General features: G+C 71.4%; 12 protein-coding genes, 1 pseudogene and 1 riboswitch. Of the genes and pseudogenes, 9 read left to right on the forward strand and 4 right to left on the reverse strand.

Annotated features, from left to right (window positions below):
- The 6 genes and pseudogenes from QZ483_RS00705 to QZ483_RS00730 form a co-directional block, all read left to right on the forward strand.
- Nucleotides 1-467: pseudogene (locus QZ483_RS00705) on the forward strand (gfo/Idh/MocA family oxidoreductase); the annotation flags it as partial.
- Nucleotide 468: 1 nt separating this feature from the next.
- Nucleotides 469-1656 carry a dihydrodipicolinate synthase family protein gene (locus QZ483_RS00710; protein WP_297081026.1) on the forward strand — a complete coding sequence of 396 codons (1188 nt, stop codon included), beginning with the start codon at nucleotides 469-471 and terminating at the stop codon, nucleotides 1654-1656.
- Entirely contained in the window at nucleotides 1653-2534 is an 882-nt protein-coding gene (locus QZ483_RS00715; RefSeq protein ID WP_297081028.1) for a sugar phosphate isomerase/epimerase, read from the forward strand. The genes QZ483_RS00710 and QZ483_RS00715 overlap by 4 nt, the downstream gene beginning before the upstream one ends.
- Before the next feature lie 51 nt (nucleotides 2535-2585).
- Entirely contained in the window at nucleotides 2586-3266 is a 681-nt protein-coding gene (locus tag QZ483_RS00720; RefSeq protein WP_297081031.1) for a nucleoside triphosphate pyrophosphatase, read from the forward strand.
- 193 nt (nucleotides 3267-3459) lie between these two features.
- Nucleotides 3460-5247, forward strand: a complete 1788-nt coding sequence (locus QZ483_RS00725) for a biotin carboxylase N-terminal domain-containing protein (RefSeq protein WP_297081033.1) — start codon at nucleotides 3460-3462, stop codon at nucleotides 5245-5247.
- Between the two features lie 20 nt (nucleotides 5248-5267).
- Nucleotides 5268-7403, forward strand: a complete 2136-nt coding sequence (locus QZ483_RS00730; RefSeq protein WP_297081035.1) for an endonuclease/exonuclease/phosphatase family protein — start codon at nucleotides 5268-5270, stop codon at nucleotides 7401-7403.
- A 9-nt stretch (nucleotides 7404-7412) separates the two neighbouring features.
- Here the strand turns inward: QZ483_RS00730 and QZ483_RS00735 are convergent, their stop codons facing one another.
- Nucleotides 7413-8813: an NAD(P)H-quinone dehydrogenase gene (locus QZ483_RS00735; RefSeq protein WP_297081036.1), complete on the reverse strand. Its 1401-nt coding sequence runs from the start codon at nucleotides 8811-8813 to the stop codon at nucleotides 7413-7415.
- 108 nt (nucleotides 8814-8921) lie between these two features.
- Between QZ483_RS00735 and QZ483_RS00740 the strand changes: the two genes are divergently transcribed.
- Together QZ483_RS00740 and QZ483_RS00745 are read left to right on the forward strand one after the other, a co-directional pair.
- Nucleotides 8922-9722: a purine-nucleoside phosphorylase gene (locus QZ483_RS00740; RefSeq protein ID WP_297081037.1), complete on the forward strand. Its 801-nt coding sequence runs from the start codon at nucleotides 8922-8924 to the stop codon at nucleotides 9720-9722.
- On the forward strand, nucleotides 9719-11416 hold the full coding sequence (locus QZ483_RS00745; protein WP_297081039.1) for a phospho-sugar mutase: 1698 nt from the start codon (nucleotides 9719-9721) through the stop codon (nucleotides 11414-11416). Before QZ483_RS00740 ends, QZ483_RS00745 begins: the two co-directional genes overlap by 4 nt.
- A gap of 147 nt (nucleotides 11417-11563) precedes the next feature.
- Here QZ483_RS00745 and QZ483_RS00750 read toward each other — a convergent pair whose 3' ends face one another.
- Complete coding sequence (locus QZ483_RS00750; RefSeq protein WP_297081041.1) at nucleotides 11564-13921, reverse strand: excinuclease ABC subunit UvrA; 2358 nt, start codon at nucleotides 13919-13921, stop codon at nucleotides 11564-11566.
- 163 nt (nucleotides 13922-14084) lie between these two features.
- Nucleotides 14085-14756 (reverse strand): deoxyribose-phosphate aldolase, encoded by a 672-nt coding sequence (deoC, locus tag QZ483_RS00755; protein WP_297081043.1) that lies wholly within the window; start codon nucleotides 14754-14756, stop codon nucleotides 14085-14087.
- Nucleotides 14757-14921: 165 nt separating this feature from the next.
- A riboswitch (guanidine-III (ykkC-III) riboswitch) is annotated at nucleotides 14922-14984 on the forward strand.
- 12 nt (nucleotides 14985-14996) lie between these two features.
- Between deoC and QZ483_RS00760 the strand changes: the two genes are divergently transcribed.
- Nucleotides 14997-15311: a multidrug efflux SMR transporter gene (locus QZ483_RS00760; RefSeq protein ID WP_297081046.1), complete on the forward strand. Its 315-nt coding sequence runs from the start codon at nucleotides 14997-14999 to the stop codon at nucleotides 15309-15311.
- A gap of 60 nt (nucleotides 15312-15371) precedes the next feature.
- On the opposite strand, the gene QZ483_RS00765 is transcribed toward QZ483_RS00760, so the two are convergent.
- Nucleotides 15372-16439 carry an adenosine deaminase gene (locus QZ483_RS00765; RefSeq protein ID WP_297081049.1) on the reverse strand — a complete coding sequence of 356 codons (1068 nt, stop codon included), beginning with the start codon at nucleotides 16437-16439 and terminating at the stop codon, nucleotides 15372-15374.
- Nucleotides 16440-16494: the final 55 nt, after the last annotated feature.

The raw sequence follows: 16494 nt of genomic DNA on the forward strand, positions 1-16494 counted from the left end.
TCGCCGGCGGCATCACCGCCCAGATCAACTCGAGCTGGACCACCCGCGTCAACCGCGACGAGCTGGTCGAGTTCCAGGTGGATGGCACTCACGGCTCTGCGGTCGCGGGGCTGTTCGGCTGCAAGATCCAGCCGCGCAACGCCACCCCCAAGCCCGTGTGGAACCCGGACCTCAAGAACGAGATCGACTTCGACTCGACCTGGCTCGAGGTGCCGGACACCGAGGATGCTGTCAACGGCTTCCGCGCACAGTGGGAGCAGTTCCTGCGCCACGTGGTCGAGGATGCGCCGCACGCGTACGACTTCCTCGCGGGCGCCCGCGGCATGCTGCTCGCAGAGAAGGGACTCGAGTCAGACCGGACCGGCGCTCGAGTCGCGCTGCCGACGATCACCGCGGACGGCGTTCCTGCGTCGCCTGCCGGGGCGGACACCGCGCCCACCGACGCGCTCGCCTCCACGGACAGCTGACGTGTCCGACCTCACCCTTCTCGACGCGGACGGCGCGACGCGGACCGTCGCCCTTGCCGAGGCTCCTGCATTCGAGCGTCCCCCCGGCCCGCTCAAGTCCCGCGTCGCCTACGCCGCCGCTCACGTGGTGCCCCAGCCTCACGCCGACAACACCCCCGGGCAGCCCGCGGAGATCGATTGGGACGCGACGCTCGCCTACCGTCACCACCTGTACTCATGGGGCCTGGGAGTGGCGGACGCCATGGACACCGCCCAGCGCAACATGGGCCTGGATGCGGCCGCGACGCGCGAGCTCATCACGCGCAGCGCGGCCGAGGCCACCGCGGCCGGTGCGCGCCTCGTGGTGGGCGTCAACACGGATCACGTCGAGGACCCCGACCTCACTCTGGACCAGGTGATCGACGCCTACAAGGAGCAGCTCTTCCACGCCGAGGATGCAGGCGCTGGAGTGGTGCTCATGGCGAGCCGACACCTCGCGAGAGCCGCGCAATCCGCGGCCGACTACCGGCGCGTCTACGGCGAAGTTCTCGCGGTCGCGGGCGCGCCGGTAGTCCTCCACTGGCTGGGCACCGCGTTCGACCCGCAGCTCGCCGGGTACTTCGGCTCGGACGACTGGCGCGTCGCCTCGGACACCCTGATCGACATCATCGAGGCCGAACCCCAGGCCGTGAGCGGCGTCAAGATGAGCCTGCTCGACGCCGACTCCGAGGTCGCTGTGCGACGCCGCCTCCCGGACAGCGCTCGGATGCTCACCGGCGACGACTACCACTACTGCGCGCTCATCGAGGGCGACGAGAAGGGACACTCTGACGCACTGCTGGGCGCCTTCGCGGCTCTGGGGCCTCACGCCTCTGCGGCGATCCAGGCTCTCGACGCGGCGGATGTGGCGCGCTACCGCGACATCCTCGCCCCCACCGAGGAGCTGTCGCGGCAGATCTTCGCGGCTCCCACCTTCTACTACAAGACCGGAGTCGCCTTCATGTCTTGGCTCAACGACCACCAGGAGGCCTTCCAGATGGTCGGCGGCCTGCACGGTGCCCGGTCGCTGCCGCACCTGTCGCGCATCGTCGAGCTCGCGAACGCCTGCGGCGCGCTCGAGAAGCCCCCGGTGGCGCTCGAGCGCTGGCACGGCATGCTCGCGCTCAACGGCGTCGAGACCGCGCACCGTACGGCGGGAGCCCTCGCATGACCGCGCACCCCCGACTCTCGCTCAACCAAGCGACCGTCCGCAAGGCCACTCTCGCGCAGGCCATCGAGGCCGCCGTGGGCGCCGGCTATCAGGCGCTCGGCACGTGGCGCGAGCCCGTGCAGGAGGTGGGCCTCGACACGGCCGTCTCGATGATCGCGGACTCCGGGCTGCGCGTCTCGACGCACTGCCGCGGGGGCTTCTTCACCGTTCCCGAAGGACCGGACCGGCGCGCGTCAATCGCCGACAACATCGTCGCGATCGAGGAGACTGCGCGGCTCGCCGCCGCGGGCGCTCCAGGGTCGCGGCCCGTGCTCGTCCTCGTGGTGGGAGGCATCCCCGAAGGCTCGCGCGACCTCGTGGGCGCACGCGCTCGGGTGGCCGATGCGCTGGCGGAGCTGGCGCCGCACGCGGCCGCCGCGGGGGTCACGTTGGCGATCGAGCCACTGCACCCGATGTACGCGACCGACCGCGCGGTGGTGTCGACGCTGGGCCAGGCGCTCGACCTCGCAGAGCCCTTCGACCCCGCCGTGGTGGGAGTGACCGTCGATACGTTCCACGTCTTCTGGGACCCGCAGGTTCTCGACCAGATCGAGCGCGCGGGCCGCGAGCGTCGCATCGCGACCTACCAGGTGTGCGACTACGCGACGCCCCTGCCGGCGGACGTGCTGCTCGCGCGGCGGTACATGGGCGAGGGCGTCATCGACTTCGCGCTGCTGACCCGCGCCGTAGAAGCCACGGGCTACGACGGCGATGTCGAGGTGGAGATTTTCAACGCGGGCGTCTGGGCCGCTCCCTTCGACCAGGTCGCGGAGCGCACCGCGCAGGCGTTCGACCAGACGGTCGCCCCGCGACTGCGCACACCCTCTGCACTCGCGTAGCCCGGAGCAGCGAGCGGCGCCCGCCTGAGCCAGGCAGGTAGGCTCGCGCGCATGCCGGTCCCGTTCGTCCTCGCCTCGCGCTCGCCCGCTCGTCTTGCCACACTGCGGTCCGCCGGCGTCGAGCCGCGGGTGATCGTCAGCGACGTGGACGAGGACCAGGTCCTGGCCGATGCCCGGGACGCCGCCGCGCGCAACGTCGCCGCCGGCATCGGCTTCGCGCTCGAGCTGCGCGACCAGCCCGCGCTCCTCGCCCGCGCCAAGGCCGATGCCGTCGTGGCGCGCCACGACCCCGACGCGCTGGTCCTGGCCTGCGACTCGATGCTGGAACTCGACGGCGAGATCATGGGCAAGCCCGCGGATGCGGCGCAGGCCCGCAAGCGCTGGAGGGCGATGCGTGGGCGCATCGGCATCCTCCACACGGGGCACGTCCTCGTGGACAACCGCCACGAGCGCCGCGCGCCCACGGGATCGCCCACGCTCGCGGGCGACACCTCGTCGACCGTGGTGCACTTCGCCGACCTCACCGACGAGGAGATCGACGCCTACGTCGCGACGGGCGAGCCGCTCCACGTCGCCGGGGCCTTCACCGTCGATGGACTGGGCGGCCCGTACGTGACGCGAATCGAGGGCGACTTCCACGGCGTGGTGGGCGTGAGCCTTCCGCTCCTGCGCGACCTGCTGCGCACGTGCGGCGTGGACTTCCACGAGCTGCGCAGCGGCCGCGGCTCCTGACCGCCGCCAGGCTTCGACCGACGGTCCCGGTTGTGGAACCGCTACAACCTACGCGCACGTAACCCAAGAATTCACCAAGTCCGTTGGAGGAACCCCACAACGGCGCTGACTCAGGCCTATCCCGCCTGCCAAAGTTCCCCCGCCGCCCTCGCACCGGTGGGGAACGCCTGGTGAGGCGCGCTACCGTAGCCGCGTGTCTGCCTTCTCCTCCGTTCTGATCGCGAACCGCGGCGAGATCGCGGTCCGCATCATCCGCGCGTGCGCCGATGCCGGTCTGCGCTCGATCGCCGTGTACGCCGATCCCGACCGCGACGCGCCGCACGTCCACCTCGCGGACGAGGCGTATTCGCTGGGTGGAGCGACAGCGGCGGAGACCTATCTCGACATCCCGTCGCTGATCGACGTCGCCCGCCGCTCCGGCGCGCAGGCGGTCCACCCGGGCTACGGCTTCCTCGCGGAGAACTCGACGTTCGCCCAGGCCGTGATCGATGCCGGGCTCACGTGGATCGGACCGTCGCCCGCAGCCATCGACGCCCTCGGCGACAAGGTCAGCGCGCGCCACATCGCGCAGCGCGCCGGCGCTCCTCTGGTGCCCGGCACCCAGGACCCCGTCGCCAACGCGGACGAGGTCGTGGCCTTCGCGGACGAGCACGGGCTGCCCGTCGCGATCAAGGCGGCCTTCGGCGGCGGCGGCCGCGGCCTCAAGGTCGCCCGCACGCGCGAGGACATCCCCGAGCTGTTCGAGTCCGCCACCCGCGAGGCCGTTGCGGCGTTCGGTCGCGGCGAGTGCTTCGTCGAGCGCTTCCTCGACCGTCCCCGCCACGTCGAGACCCAGTGCCTCGCGGACAGCCACGGCAACGTGGTCGTGGTCTCGACGCGCGACTGCTCGCTGCAGCGTCGCCACCAGAAGCTGGTCGAGGAGGCGCCCGCGCCGTTCCTCTCCGATGAGCAGAACCGGCGACTGATCGAGGCGAGCGAGGCCATCCTGCGCGAGGCCGGCTACGAAGGCGCGGGCACCTGCGAGTACCTCGTGGGCACCGACGGCACCATCAGCTTCCTCGAGGTCAACACGCGCCTCCAGGTCGAGCACCCCGTGACCGAGGAGGTCACCGGCGTCGACCTGGTGCGCGAGCAGTTCCGGGTCGCGGCCGGCGAACCCATCAGCAACCTCGCTCCCGTCACCCGCGGCCACTCGATCGAGTTCCGCATCAATGGCGAGAACCCCGCGCTGAACTTCATGCCGTCGCCGGGCACGCTCCACCGCGTGCACTTCCCCACCGGTCCGGGCGTCCGCATCGACGCGGGTGTCCGCCAGGGCGACAAGGTCTCCGGCGCCTTCGACTCCATGATCGCCAAGGTCATCATCACGGGCGCGACTCGCGAGCAGGCCCTCGAGCGCTCGCGCCGCGCGCTCGCAGAGATGGAGGTCGAGGGCATCCCCACGGTCCTGCCCTTCCACCGCGCCGTGCTCGACGCGCCAGAGTTCACCGCCGCCCACGGGAGCTTCGGCGTCTACACCACGTGGATCGAGTCCGAGTTCGCCGATGCCGTGGCTGAGCTGGGAGGCGCCGGCGCCGGAGCGGATCTCCCGTCAGACGCCGACGCGACGGAGCGCGTGGTCGTCGAGGTCGGCGGCAAGCGGCTCGAGGTCGTGCTGCCCGCATCGCTCGCGCAGGCCGGGCGCGCCAACGCCCGTCGCACGGCGCCCGCGAAGCGCTCGACGCGTCGGGGCAACGGCGGCGGCCGCGCAAGCGTGTCCGGCACCTCGCTGACGTCGCCCATGCAGGGCACCATCGTCAAGATCGCGGTCGAGGACGGCGCGAGCGTCGCCGAGGGCGACCTCATCGTCGTGCTCGAGGCCATGAAGATGGAGCAGCCGCTGGTCGCTCATCGCGCGGGCACCATCACTGGTCTCGCTCACGCCGTGGGCACCTCCGTGAGCTCCGGCACCATCATCTGCGAGATCGCTGACCCCGCCTGACCCCAGGTACGGTGTGGTTTATGCACACCGCTCAGCGCCGTGTCCTCGGCGTCACGGCTGTCGCCGCGTGGCTGCTGCTCGACGCGATCCGCGCCGCAGGGCCCCTCGTCGCCAACCTCCTCGACACCAGCACGCTGCTCGCTCTCGGAGGCGCCGTCGCCGTGTTCGCGGCGGGCGGCGTCCTCGCGTGGGTGTGCGCGCTGGCCGGGCGGCACTTCGGCCACGGCGTGGTGCTCCTGTTCATGCTCGGCCTCGTGGGCATCACGCGGCTCGGCATGCCCCTGGTCGGCGGCGGCTGGCTGGTCGCGGCGGGCCTGTACCTGGCCGCGCTCGCGCTCACCACCATGGTGCTGGCCGCCCGTGTCGCTCTCGGCAACGGCGGCTCCGGACCTCTCGTCGCGGGCACGATGCTCGGGATCGCGGCGGCGATCGCCGAGCAGACGGTCCTGCGCACGTGGGACGCCGTGTGGCGTGGCGACCTGTGGGGATGGATCGCGCTCGGTGGCCTGGCGCTCCTCGCGCTGATCAACGGGTGGCGCTGCCGTCACCTCGAGCCTGTGGCATCCTCCCGAGGCTGGTGGTCCTACGGGCTGCTGTGGGGACTGATCGCAGTGGCATTCGGCAACCTCGCCTGGATCGCCGCACAGACCGGGCTGCGCACGTCGGCGACTTCCGCGCTCGCCATCGTCTCCCTGGTCACGGGAGCCGTCCTGGCCGCACAGGTGCGTCGCGTGTCCGCGGTCGTGACCGCAGTGCTGGCGGCCACGGGGCTGGCGGCGGTGTGGTTCCTGGTCGCCGATGCGGACGCAGGCCTCGCCACCGGAGGCGCCGCTGCGGTGGAGCCGGCGGTCTCGCTCGCCGCGATCGCGCTCCCGATCGCCGTTGCGGTCACGGCTCTGGCAGCGGCGCAGATCATGCGCCCGGCGCACAGCTCGGTCGCACGCAGGCTGGGCGCGGCGACGGTCTTCGGGCTCGCGATCCTGCTTCCGGCCGCCGGATCGGAGGCGTACGCGCTCGTCGACCTGCCGGGCGCTCCCGGCTGGGTGCTGGCCGCGAGCGCCGCCGCCGTGATCGCGGTCGCGGTGTGGCGCGCCTTCGCGCCTCAGCCTGCGCCCGGGAGCCACGAGCCCGCGGACGCAGACGCTGCCATGGTCGAGGACGGCGGGAGTGAGGGTCGGGAGGCCGCTGCCGTCGACGGCGACCAGGACGGCGGGGTGGGGGACCCCGACCCGGCGCCCTGGATCGCCCCCGGCGTTCTGCTCCGAGCCGGCCTCGGGCTCGTCGTCGCAGCAGGCGCCTACGCCTGGACCAGCGCGACCTACGAGCAGCCGCGGGCCCTGTCCGCTGACTTCCTCAACGCCCCCACCATCGCGACGTGGAACATCAACGGCGGGGTCCAGCCGGGCATCACTGGCGGGCCTGCGGTCGAGCTCGGTGAGATGGCGACCGCGCTCGTCGACGGCGCGACGGACGTGATGATGCTGCAGGAGGTTGAGCGTGGATCGCTCTTGTCCGGCGGCGCCGACACGCTGGAGTTCCTCGCCGGCGAGATCGACCTGCCGTACGCGTACGCGGGCGGCCACCACGGCGTCGCGCTCTTCACCTCGCGCGCACACACGAATCCTCGGTCGCTCGCGCTGCCGGCGGTCGACGGGCCGCGCGATCACGCCGCGGTCGCCGTCGACTTCATGGGCGCCACCTACGCGACCACCCGGCTGGCAGGGCCGGGCCTCGACGCCGACCGCGCCACTCAGGCGGACCAGCTGATCACCTGGCTCGACGCCCCGCAGCCCACGATCGTGGGCGGTGACCTCGGCGCCGAGCCCGGCACCCCGGTCCCGACGGCGTTCAAGGATGCGGGCTTCGTCAGCGCGCAGGACACCGTGGGAACGCCGGGGCCCACCTACCTGGGCACGGACCCGTCGGGATCCGCCGCCACCATCCGCGACTACGTGCTGGGCCGTGGCGTCGAATTCTCCGTCTTCGGCACGGTGGGGGTGCCGTGGTCCGACCACCTGCCCGTCGTCACGCGAGGCGCCACCGGCGCCGTGGCCCCGACGGACACCGATACGGACGTCAACGAACCCCAGCCCGAGGCCGGGCCTTCGGCGTCCCCGACGCCCACCGCATCGGCCTCCCCCAGCGCGGAGGAATAGCGCGCCGCGTCAGCGCCCCTGCGGGTCCTGCATGTGGTGCAGCCTCCGCGCCACCTCGGACACGGTGCCCGACAGCGACGGGTAGACCGTGAAGGCATTGGCGACGTCGTCCACCGTCAGGTGCTGCGCCACCGCGAGCGACAGCGGGAAGATGTGCTCGCTCGCGCGCGAGCCCACGATGACGGCGCCCAGCACCTGTCCCGTGACGGTGTGCCCGAAGATCTTGACGAAGCCGGTGTCGATGCCGAGCATCTTCGCGCGCGGGTTGCGCGCGAGCTCGAGCTTCGAGACCTCGTAGAAGATGCCTCGCTCCTTGAGCTGCGCCTCTGTCGATCCCACCGACGCAATCTCCGGAGCCGTGAAGACGTTCGAGGACACGTGGCCCAGCTCAAGCGGCTGCACGGCATCGCCGAGCGCGTGCGCCATCGCGATGCGGCCCTGCGTCGCCGCGACCGAGGCGAGCGGGAACACCCCCGTGCAGTCACCGGCGGCGTAGACGCCGCGTGCGGTGGTGCGCGAGACGCGGTCCACGCGGATGTAGCCGCGCTCGTCGAGCTCGACGCCGGCCTCCTCGAGCCCGACTCCTCTGGTGTTGGGCTCCGAGCCCACGGCCATGAGGCAGTGCGAGCCCTCGATCACGCTGCCGTCGCCCAGCGTGACGCGCACCCCGTCGCCGGCGTTCTCGACGGCCTCGGCGCGCGCGCCGCTCAGGAGGGTCATGCCGCGCGAGACGAAGACCTCCTGCAGCAGCTCGGCCGCCTCGGGGTCCTCGCCGGGCAGGACGCGCTCGCGGCTCGACACCAGGGTGACCTCGCTGCCCAGCAGGCGATAGGCACCGGCGAACTCGGCGCCGGTCACGCCGGAGCCGACCACGATCAGGTGCTCGGGAAGCTCCGTCAGGTCGTACAACTGCGTCCACGTGAGGATGCGGTCCCCGTCAGGAAGGGCCGATGCGAGGGTGCGCGGGCGGGCGCCCGTCGCCAGCAGCACGGCATCGGCGTCGAGGACCTCGTCGGGCGTCTCGACCTGCGTGGGGCTGAGGAGTCTCGCCTCGCCGTCGATGACGCGGATGCCGTTCTTCGCCATGCGGGTGGAGATGTCGTGCGACTGCTTGAGCACCAGCTTGCGGATGCGGGAGTTGACCGCCGCCATGTCCACGACGTGCTCGGCGAATTCCGCCGAGTCGGACCCGTCGAGGTCCCTGATGCCCAGCTGCGGTGCGCGGTCGGCGATCGTGCGCCACTCGGCCGTGGCGATGATGGTCTTGGACGGCACCACATCGGTGAGCACCGCGTTGCCGCCCAGTCCCTGACGCTCGACCAGGGTGACCTCGGCCCCCTGCTTGACGGCGACGATCGCCGCCTCATAGCCGCCGGGCCCGCCACCGATGATCACCATGCGTGTCGCCATGCCCACCATTGTCCCTGATCTGGGCGCGGGCGCAGGCACTGCCCCACCCGCGCATCGGCCCTGCTGCGCCAGCAGGTGAAGCCGCTGGAACGGGGATAGTCTCGAGGTATGACTGATGCCACCACTCGTGCGGCGGAGGCCGCCGATGCCCTGCGCGCCGCGACCGGCGTGGACTCCTTCGACATCGCCCTCGTGCTCGGCTCCGGCTGGGGCGGGGCGGCAGACCTGATCGGCGAGGAGGTGGGCTCGATCGAGGCGGCGGACCTGCCCGGCTTCGACGCGCACGCGGTCGCCGGCCACAGCTCGCGGATGCGCGCGCTGCGCACCTCCGACGGCCGCCACATCCTGGTGCTAGGCTCGCGCCAGCACTTCTACCAGGTGCGCGATGCCGGCAAGGTCGCTCACGGCGTGCGGATGGCCGCCGCAGCGGGCGCGAAGCAGCTCGTGATCACCAACGGCTGCGGCTCGACACGTCCTGAGGTGGGTCCGGGCTCCGTCGTGCTGCTCGCGGACCACATCAACTTCACCGGCGCGACCCCCCTCGAGGGCGCGAGCTTCGTGGACATGACCCAGGCCTACTCGCCTCGACTGCGGGACCTGGCGCGGTCCATCGACCCCGAGCTCCCCGACGGCGTCTACATCCAGTTCACCGGGCCCCAGTACGAGACCCCGGCCGAGGTGCGCATGGCCGCGATCCTCGGGGCGAACCTCGTGGGCATGTCGACCGCGCTCGAGGTGCTCGCCGCCCGTCAGGCGGGGCTCGAGATCCTGGGCCTCTCTCTCGTCACGAACCTCGCGGCCGGCATCGGTGGCGACACCCTGGATCACTCGGAGGTGCTCGACGTAGGCGCCTCGTCGGGCCCGCGCATCTCGCGCCTGCTCGCGGACATCGTGGAGGGCATGCAATGACGGACATCGGCGCGCTGGCTGAGGCGTGGATCGAGGACGACCCTGATCCCGTGACACGGGAGGAGCTCACGCGCCTGCTCGAGGGGTATCGCGCCGGCAGCGCGGACGCCGGCGCGGAGCTCTCCGACCGTTTCCGCGGCACTCTCGAGTTCGGCACCGCCGGCCTGCGAGGAGCGATCGGCGCCGGCCCCAACCGCATGAACCGAGCGGTCGTGATCCGCGCCGCTGCCGGGCTGGCGCAGTACCTGACGGACGCGCTCGCCTCTGTCGGAGTCGAGGGTCCGGCGCGCGTGGCGATCGGGTACGACGCGAGGCACGGTTCGCATCAGTTCGCCGTCGACACGGCCGCCGTCATGACCGCGGCAGGTCACGAGGCGCTGTTGCTGCCGCGCACGCTCCCCACTCCCGTGCTCGCCTACGCGACGCGCTCGCTCGACGCCGATGCGGGGGTCATGGTGACCGCCTCGCACAACCCCCCGCAGGACAACGGATACAAGGTCTACCTGGGCGGAAGGGTGGTCACAGACCAGGGTCAGGGCGCTCAGATCGTGCCGCCGTACGACGCGGAGATCGCCGCGCGCATCGCGGCCGTGGCGGCCGTGGCGGACGTGCCTCGAGCCGAGAGCGGCTGGACGACCCTTGGCGACGAGGTCGCGGCCGACTATGTCGATGCTGTCTCCCGCGTCGCCGGACCGTCGGACCCCGTCGAGCGCGAGGCCGTGCGCATCGTGCTGACCCCGCTGCACGGCGTGGGCGGCGACACGGTCGAGGCCGCGCTCAAGGAGGCCGGGTTCCACGACCTCCACACCGTGCCCGAGCAGGCGGATCCCGACCCGAACTTCCCGACCGTCGACTTCCCCAACCCCGAAGAGGCGGGCGCGATCGATCTGTCGCTCGCACTCGCCCGCGCGGTCGATGCCGACCTGGTGATCGCGAACGACCCCGACGCCGACCGCTGCGCCGTCGCGACCCAGATCGACGGAGCGTGGCACATGCTCCACGGGGACGTGGTGGGCTCGCTGCTGGGCGAGCGCATCGCCGGTCACGCGGACACCAGCAAGGGGACCGTGCTGGCCAACTCGATCGTGTCCTCGCAGCAGCTCGAGAAGATCGCCGCTGCGCACCACCTGGACCACGCGAACACGCTCACGGGCTTCAAGTGGATCGGGCGGGCGGACAACCTGCTGTTCGGGTACGAGGAGGCGCTGGGCTACTGCGTGGCGCCGGATCTCGTGCGCGACAAGGACGGTGTCAGCGCCGCGGTACTGGTCGCGGACCTGGTTGCCGAGCTCAAGGCGGCCGGGCGCACACTGCAGGACGCGATCGACGACCTCGCGCGCACGTACGGCGTGCACCTCACGCGCCAGGTGTCCGCGCGATTCGTGGACATCGCGCAGATCCCGGCACTCATGGAGCGGCTGCTCGCGTCCCCGCCGTCCACGCTGGCCGGATCGCCCGTGACGTCCACGGACGACATGAACGCGGGCTTCCGGGGGCTGCCTCCCACCAACGGGCTGCACCTCGCGACCGAGTCCGGCGCGCGGGTGATCATCCGGCCGTCGGGCACCGAGCCCAAGGTCAAGGCCTATCTCGAGGTGATCGAGCCTCCTGGCGAGGACGTGGCCGGCGCCCGGGAGGCGGCCGCGGCCGCGATGGACCAGCTCGAAGCAGACGTGCGCGCGCTCTTCCCCTGACCGCGTCCGGCACTCAGCGACCTCTATCTGAACCCCGCGCGTGCTGTCCGGCACTCAGCGACCCGCGCCGCCGGACAGGAAGCCGCGAGCGCGCACAGGGGTCTGCCAGTGCCGGACACCGGACTGGGCCATAGGCACCGCGGTGGCTCAGCCGCCCACGTACTCCTTGAGGTGCTTGCCGGTGAGCGTCGAGCCGTCGGCCACCAGCGCAGCCGGGGTCCCCTCGAACACGACCCGCCCACCATCGTGGCCGGCGCCAGGCCCGAGGTCGATGATCCAGTCCGCGTGCGCCATCACCGCCTGGTGGTGCTCGATCACCACGACGGTCTTGCCCGAGTCCACCAGCCTGTCGAGCAGCGCGAGCAGGTTCTCGACATCCGCCAGGTGCAGTCCCGTGGTGGGCTCGTCGAGGACGTAGACGCCGCCCTTGTCCCCCATGTGCGTCGCGAGCTTGAGGCGCTGACGTTCGCCGCCTGACAGGGTCGTGAGCGGCTGGCCGAGCGCCAGGTACCCGAGCCCCACGTCGACCAGGTGGCCCAGCGTCTTCGCGGCGGCCGGGGTCTTCGCCTCGCCTTCGGAGAAGTACGCGAAAGCAGCCTCGACGGACATCTCGAGGACGTCGGCGATCGACTGACCCGCAAGCAGGTACTCGAGGACCTCGTCCTTGAAGCGGCGGCCCTCGCACGCCTCGCACGTCGACTCGACCGTCTCCATCACGCCCAGCTCGGTGTAGATCGCGCCCGCACCCTTGCACACCGGGCACGCGCCCTCCGAGTTGGCGCTGAACAGCGCCGGCTTCACGCCATTGGCCTTCGCGAAGGCCTTGCGGATGGGCTCGAGTGCCCCGGTGTAGGTGGCCGGGTTCGAGCGCCTCGACCCGCGAATAGGTGCCTGGTCCACGGTGATGACCCCCGCATCGGCCGGGATGCCCCCGTGGATGAGCGTGCTCTTGCCGGAGCCCGCCACGCCGGTCACGACGGTCAGGACTCCCAGCGGCACGTCGACATCGACGTCCTGCAGGTTGTGCTGCGAGGCGCCGCGGATCTCGATGGCACCGTCGCCTGCACGTACGGCGTCCTTCAGCGACGCGCGGTACTCCAGGTGCTTGCCGGTGAGTGTGTCCGAGGCGCGCAGCGCCTCGACGGTCCCCTCGAAGCAGATCTCGCCTCCCCCGGTCCCGGCGCCGGGGCCCAGGTCGACCACGTGGTCCGCGATCGCGATCGCCTCGGGCTTGTGCTCGACCACGAGGACCGTGTTGCCCTTGTCGCGCAGCCGCAGCAGCAGCTGGTTCATGCGCTGGATGTCGTGAGGGTGCAGGCCCACGGTGGGCTCGTCGAACACATAGGTGATGTCGGTCAGCGCGGATCCGAGGTGGCGGATCATCTTGGTGCGCTGCGCCTCACCGCCGGACAGCGTGCCCGCGGCGCGGTCGAGCGACAGGTATCCCAGCCCGATCTCCACGAACGAGTCCAGCGTGTCCCGTAGCGAGACCAGGAGCGGCTCCACCGACGGGTCGTCGAGTTCGCGCATCCATGCGGCCAGGTCGCTGATCTGCATCGCGGCCAGGTCGTGGATGCCCTTGCCCGCCACGCGAGACGAGCGAGCCAACTCACTCAGTCGCGTTCCGTCGCAGTCGGGGCACGTCGCGAACGTCACCGCGCGGTCCACAAAGGCGCGAATGTGGGGCTGCATCGCGTCGGGATCCTTGGACAGCATCGACTTGGTGATCTTGGGGATGAGCCCCTCGTAGGTCATGTTGATGCCCGCGACCTTGACCTTCGTGGCGTCCTTGTAGAGCAGGTCGTCACGCTCGCGCTTGGAGTACTTCGCGATGGGCTTGCCCGCGTCCAGGAAGCCCGACTCGGTGTACATGCGCACGGCCCACCCGTCTGCGGTGTAGCCGGGGATCGTGATCGCGCCCTCGGCCAGCGACTTCGACTCGTCGACGATCTGCGCCAGGTCGAGCTCCGAGACCCGCCCCGTCCCCTCGCACCGCACGCACATGCCGCCGGTCACGGAGTACTCGCGATGCTCGCGCACGGTCGAGCCGTCCTTGCGGGTCACGGTCGCGGAGCCGCTCCCGCTGGACGTCGCCACGTTGAAGCTGAAGGCCTGCGGCGGACCCACGTATGGGTCGCCCAGCCGCGAGTACAGGATCCGCAGCATCGCGTGCACGTCAGTCGCGGTCCCCACGGTCGAGCGCACGTTCGCGCCCATGGGCTCCTGGTCCACGATGATCGCGGTGGTGAGTCCCTCGAGGACGTCGACGTCGGGGCGCTGCTGGCTCGGCATGAACCCCTGGATGAACGACGAGTAGGTCTCGTTGATCATCCGCCGTGACTCCGCCGCGATGGTCTCGAACACCAGCGAGGACTTGCCTGAGCCCGACACTCCGGTGAAGACCGTCAGCCTGCGCTTGGGCAGATCGACCGAGACGTTCTTGAGGTTGTTCTCGCGTGCTCCCTGGACGCGGAGGACGTCGTGGGCATCAGCGGCGTGGGACATGGGGACTCCCTTCGCGGCGGCGCGCCGCTGGGTTGATGGTGGCAGGCGGACGGCCGATGCGCGGGCGGGGCGCCGCGCTCACCCTCCAGCAGGAATCAGCGACACCTGGATTTCCACACTCACGCTCCTCTGGCACGCTAAGGAAGTGCCACCGGGGGTTGGGTCAGTAGGAGTCCGTCGACTCTGTGCCATCCAAGACCGCGCGGGTGCCGGACAGTCCGAGGCGCGTGGCGCCGGCCTCGATCATCGCGAGCGCATCCTCGGCCGTACGGATCCCGCCCGAGGCCTTCACGCCCAGGCGTCCGCCCACGGTCTCGGCCATGAGGCGCACCGCCTCGACCGACGCACCGCCGGCGCCGTGGAAGCCCGTGGAGGTCTTCACGAAGTCCGCGCCCGCGGCCTCCGCAGCACGGCACGCACCCACGATCGCGTCGTCGCTGAGCGCGGCGGATTCGATGATGACCTTGAGGATCTTGCCTGCGGGCACGGCCGCGCGCACCGCGGCGATGTCCGCCTCGACGTCCGCGAAGCGCCCCGCGTTGGCCGCGGCGACGTCGATCACCATGTCGATCTCGTCCGCGCCCTGCTCGATCGACAGCGCGGCCTCGGCGGCCTTTACCGACGAGTGGTGCTTGCCCGACGGGAACCCGCACACCGTCGCGACCGCGAGACCCTCGGGGGTCACGACGGGCAGCATCGACGGCGACACACACACGGAGAACACCCCCAGGTCTGCGCCCTCGGCGATCAGCGCGGCGACGTCCTCGGGCGTCGACTCGGGCTTGAGCAGCGTGTGGTCGACGTACTTGGCGAGCTCGGCGCGGGACAGGGTCATAGCGGGCCTCCTGGCAGATGGTGGACTGCCTCCAGCCTACGCCGCGCGAGCCCGCCGCACCGTCTAACGAGCCCACCCGGCCGCGCGGCCACCCCAGCCCACCTGCCGTGTGGTGACCTTCGTCACCACGCTTTGCCACCGCATCGGCCGTGTGCGATCCTCGAAGCAGAGCCCACCCGGCTCCCGGACGAGGTGACGTACCCGGCGCATGCGACAAGACGTCTCGAACGGGAGCACGTCATGGCGTGGGTCATTCTTCTCATCTCCGGCATTCTCGAGGCCGTCTGGGCGACCGCGCTCGGCCGCATCGACGGCTGGGCCAAGCCCCTGCCGATCATCGTGTTCGGCACCGCGCTGGCGCTCAGCATGGGCGGCCTGGGCCTCGCGATGAAGTCGCTGCCCATCGGCACGGCCTATGCGGTGTGGGTGGGCGTGGGAGCCGCGCTCACCGTCGGCTACGCGATGTGGTCCGGTGCGGAGTCCGTCTCGATCGCCAAGGTCGCGCTGATCCTGGGCATCGTGGGCTGCGTCGTGGGCCTCAAGCTGCTGCACTGACGCACACATGCGAACGGCCGGGCCCCGGCGCGGGGCCCGGCCGTCAGCTGCTCAGGGGCGCTACAGCTCGATGCCGTAGCCCTCGAGGATCAGCTCGGCGAGGTCGCCGCGCTCCTCGTAGGGCAGGAACGCGCCCCACGCGGCGGCCAGGGTCGCCTCGAGCAGGTCCTCCGCGGTCCAGCCGGCCTCGACCAGCGCAGCGAACTCCCCGGACATCGACACGCCGGACACGAGCCGGTTGTCGGTGTTGACCGTCACGGCGAAGCCCAGGTCGCGCAGCGCGTGCATGGGGTGGTCCTCGATCGACGGCGCCGCGGCGGTCTGCACGTTCGAGGTCGGGCAGCACTCGAGCGGAATCTGCTGGTCGAGCGCGTGGCGGGCGATCAGCCCGAGCACCGGCTCATCGGAGTCGAAGCCCTTGATGTCCTCGTGGATGCGCACACCGTGGCCCAGGCGGCGAGCGCCGTGGAACAGGGCGTCGGACACGGAGTCCGCGCCGTCCGCCTCGCCGGCGTGAATGGTCACGGGCAGATGCGCGGCTCGGAGGGCGGCGAAGGCGGCGGCGTGGTTCGAGGCCGGGAAGCCCAGCTCGGGGCCGGCGATGTCGAAGCCCACGCAGCACTTGTCCCGGTTCACGATCGCGAGCGCGGCGATCTCCTCCGAACGATCCAGGTGGCGCATCGCGTCGAGCAGTGCGCCCACGCGGATGCCGTTGCCGGCCTCGGCCGCCTCGGCGATGCCCTCCTCGATGCCGGCCTGCACGGCCTCGACGACCTCCTGCAGGTCCAGCCCGCCGGCGACGTGCTGCTCGGGCGCGTAGCGCAGCTCGGCGTAGATGACACCGTCCGCCGCGAGGTCCACCACAGCCTCGCGCGCGACCCGGCGCAGGTTGTCTGCGGTCTGCATGACCGCGGTGGTGTGGGCGAAGGCCTCGAGGTAGCGGACCAGGTCGCCGGAATTGGCGTTCGTGGAGAAGATGGTCGCGAGCTCGTCGGGGTCGGTCGAGGGCAGCTCGTGGCCGATCTCCGCCGCGAGCTCGATCAGCGTCGACGGGCGCAGGCCGCCGTCGAGGTGATCGTGCAGGAGGACCTTGGGCAGGGCGACGATCTCGTCGTGAGTGAGGGTCATGGCTCCAGGCTAGCCGCGCGCGGGCTTCCCCACCGACCGGCGCGGGCACCCGACG

The sequence above is a fragment of the uncultured Demequina sp. genome, assembly GCF_913055775.1.
Lineage (GTDB): Bacteria > Actinomycetota > Actinomycetes > Actinomycetales > Demequinaceae > Demequina.

What these genes read in the sequence shown, in the direction of transcription:
- QZ483_RS00740 (WP_297081037.1), top strand. Translation starts at nt 8,922, where the DNA reads ATGACTGATGCCACCACTCGTGCGGCGGAGGCCGCCGATGCCCTGCGC.
- QZ483_RS00720 (WP_297081031.1), top strand. Translation starts at nt 2,586, where the DNA reads ATGCCGGTCCCGTTCGTCCTCGCCTCGCGCTCGCCCGCTCGTCTTGCC.
- QZ483_RS00760 (WP_297081046.1), top strand. Translation starts at nt 14,997, where the DNA reads ATGGCGTGGGTCATTCTTCTCATCTCCGGCATTCTCGAGGCCGTCTGG.
- QZ483_RS00765 (WP_297081049.1), bottom strand. Translation starts at nt 16,439, where the DNA reads ATGACCCTCACTCACGACGAGATCGTCGCCCTGCCCAAGGTCCTCCTG.
- QZ483_RS00735 (WP_297081036.1), bottom strand. Translation starts at nt 8,813, where the DNA reads ATGGCGACACGCATGGTGATCATCGGTGGCGGGCCCGGCGGCTATGAG.
- QZ483_RS00715 (WP_297081028.1), top strand. Translation starts at nt 1,653, where the DNA reads ATGACCGCGCACCCCCGACTCTCGCTCAACCAAGCGACCGTCCGCAAG.
- QZ483_RS00745 (WP_297081039.1), top strand. Translation starts at nt 9,719, where the DNA reads ATGACGGACATCGGCGCGCTGGCTGAGGCGTGGATCGAGGACGACCCT.
- deoC (WP_297081043.1), bottom strand. Translation starts at nt 14,756, where the DNA reads ATGACCCTGTCCCGCGCCGAGCTCGCCAAGTACGTCGACCACACGCTG.
- QZ483_RS00730 (WP_297081035.1), top strand. Translation starts at nt 5,268, where the DNA reads ATGCACACCGCTCAGCGCCGTGTCCTCGGCGTCACGGCTGTCGCCGCG.
- QZ483_RS00750 (WP_297081041.1), bottom strand. Translation starts at nt 13,921, where the DNA reads ATGTCCCACGCCGCTGATGCCCACGACGTCCTCCGCGTCCAGGGAGCA.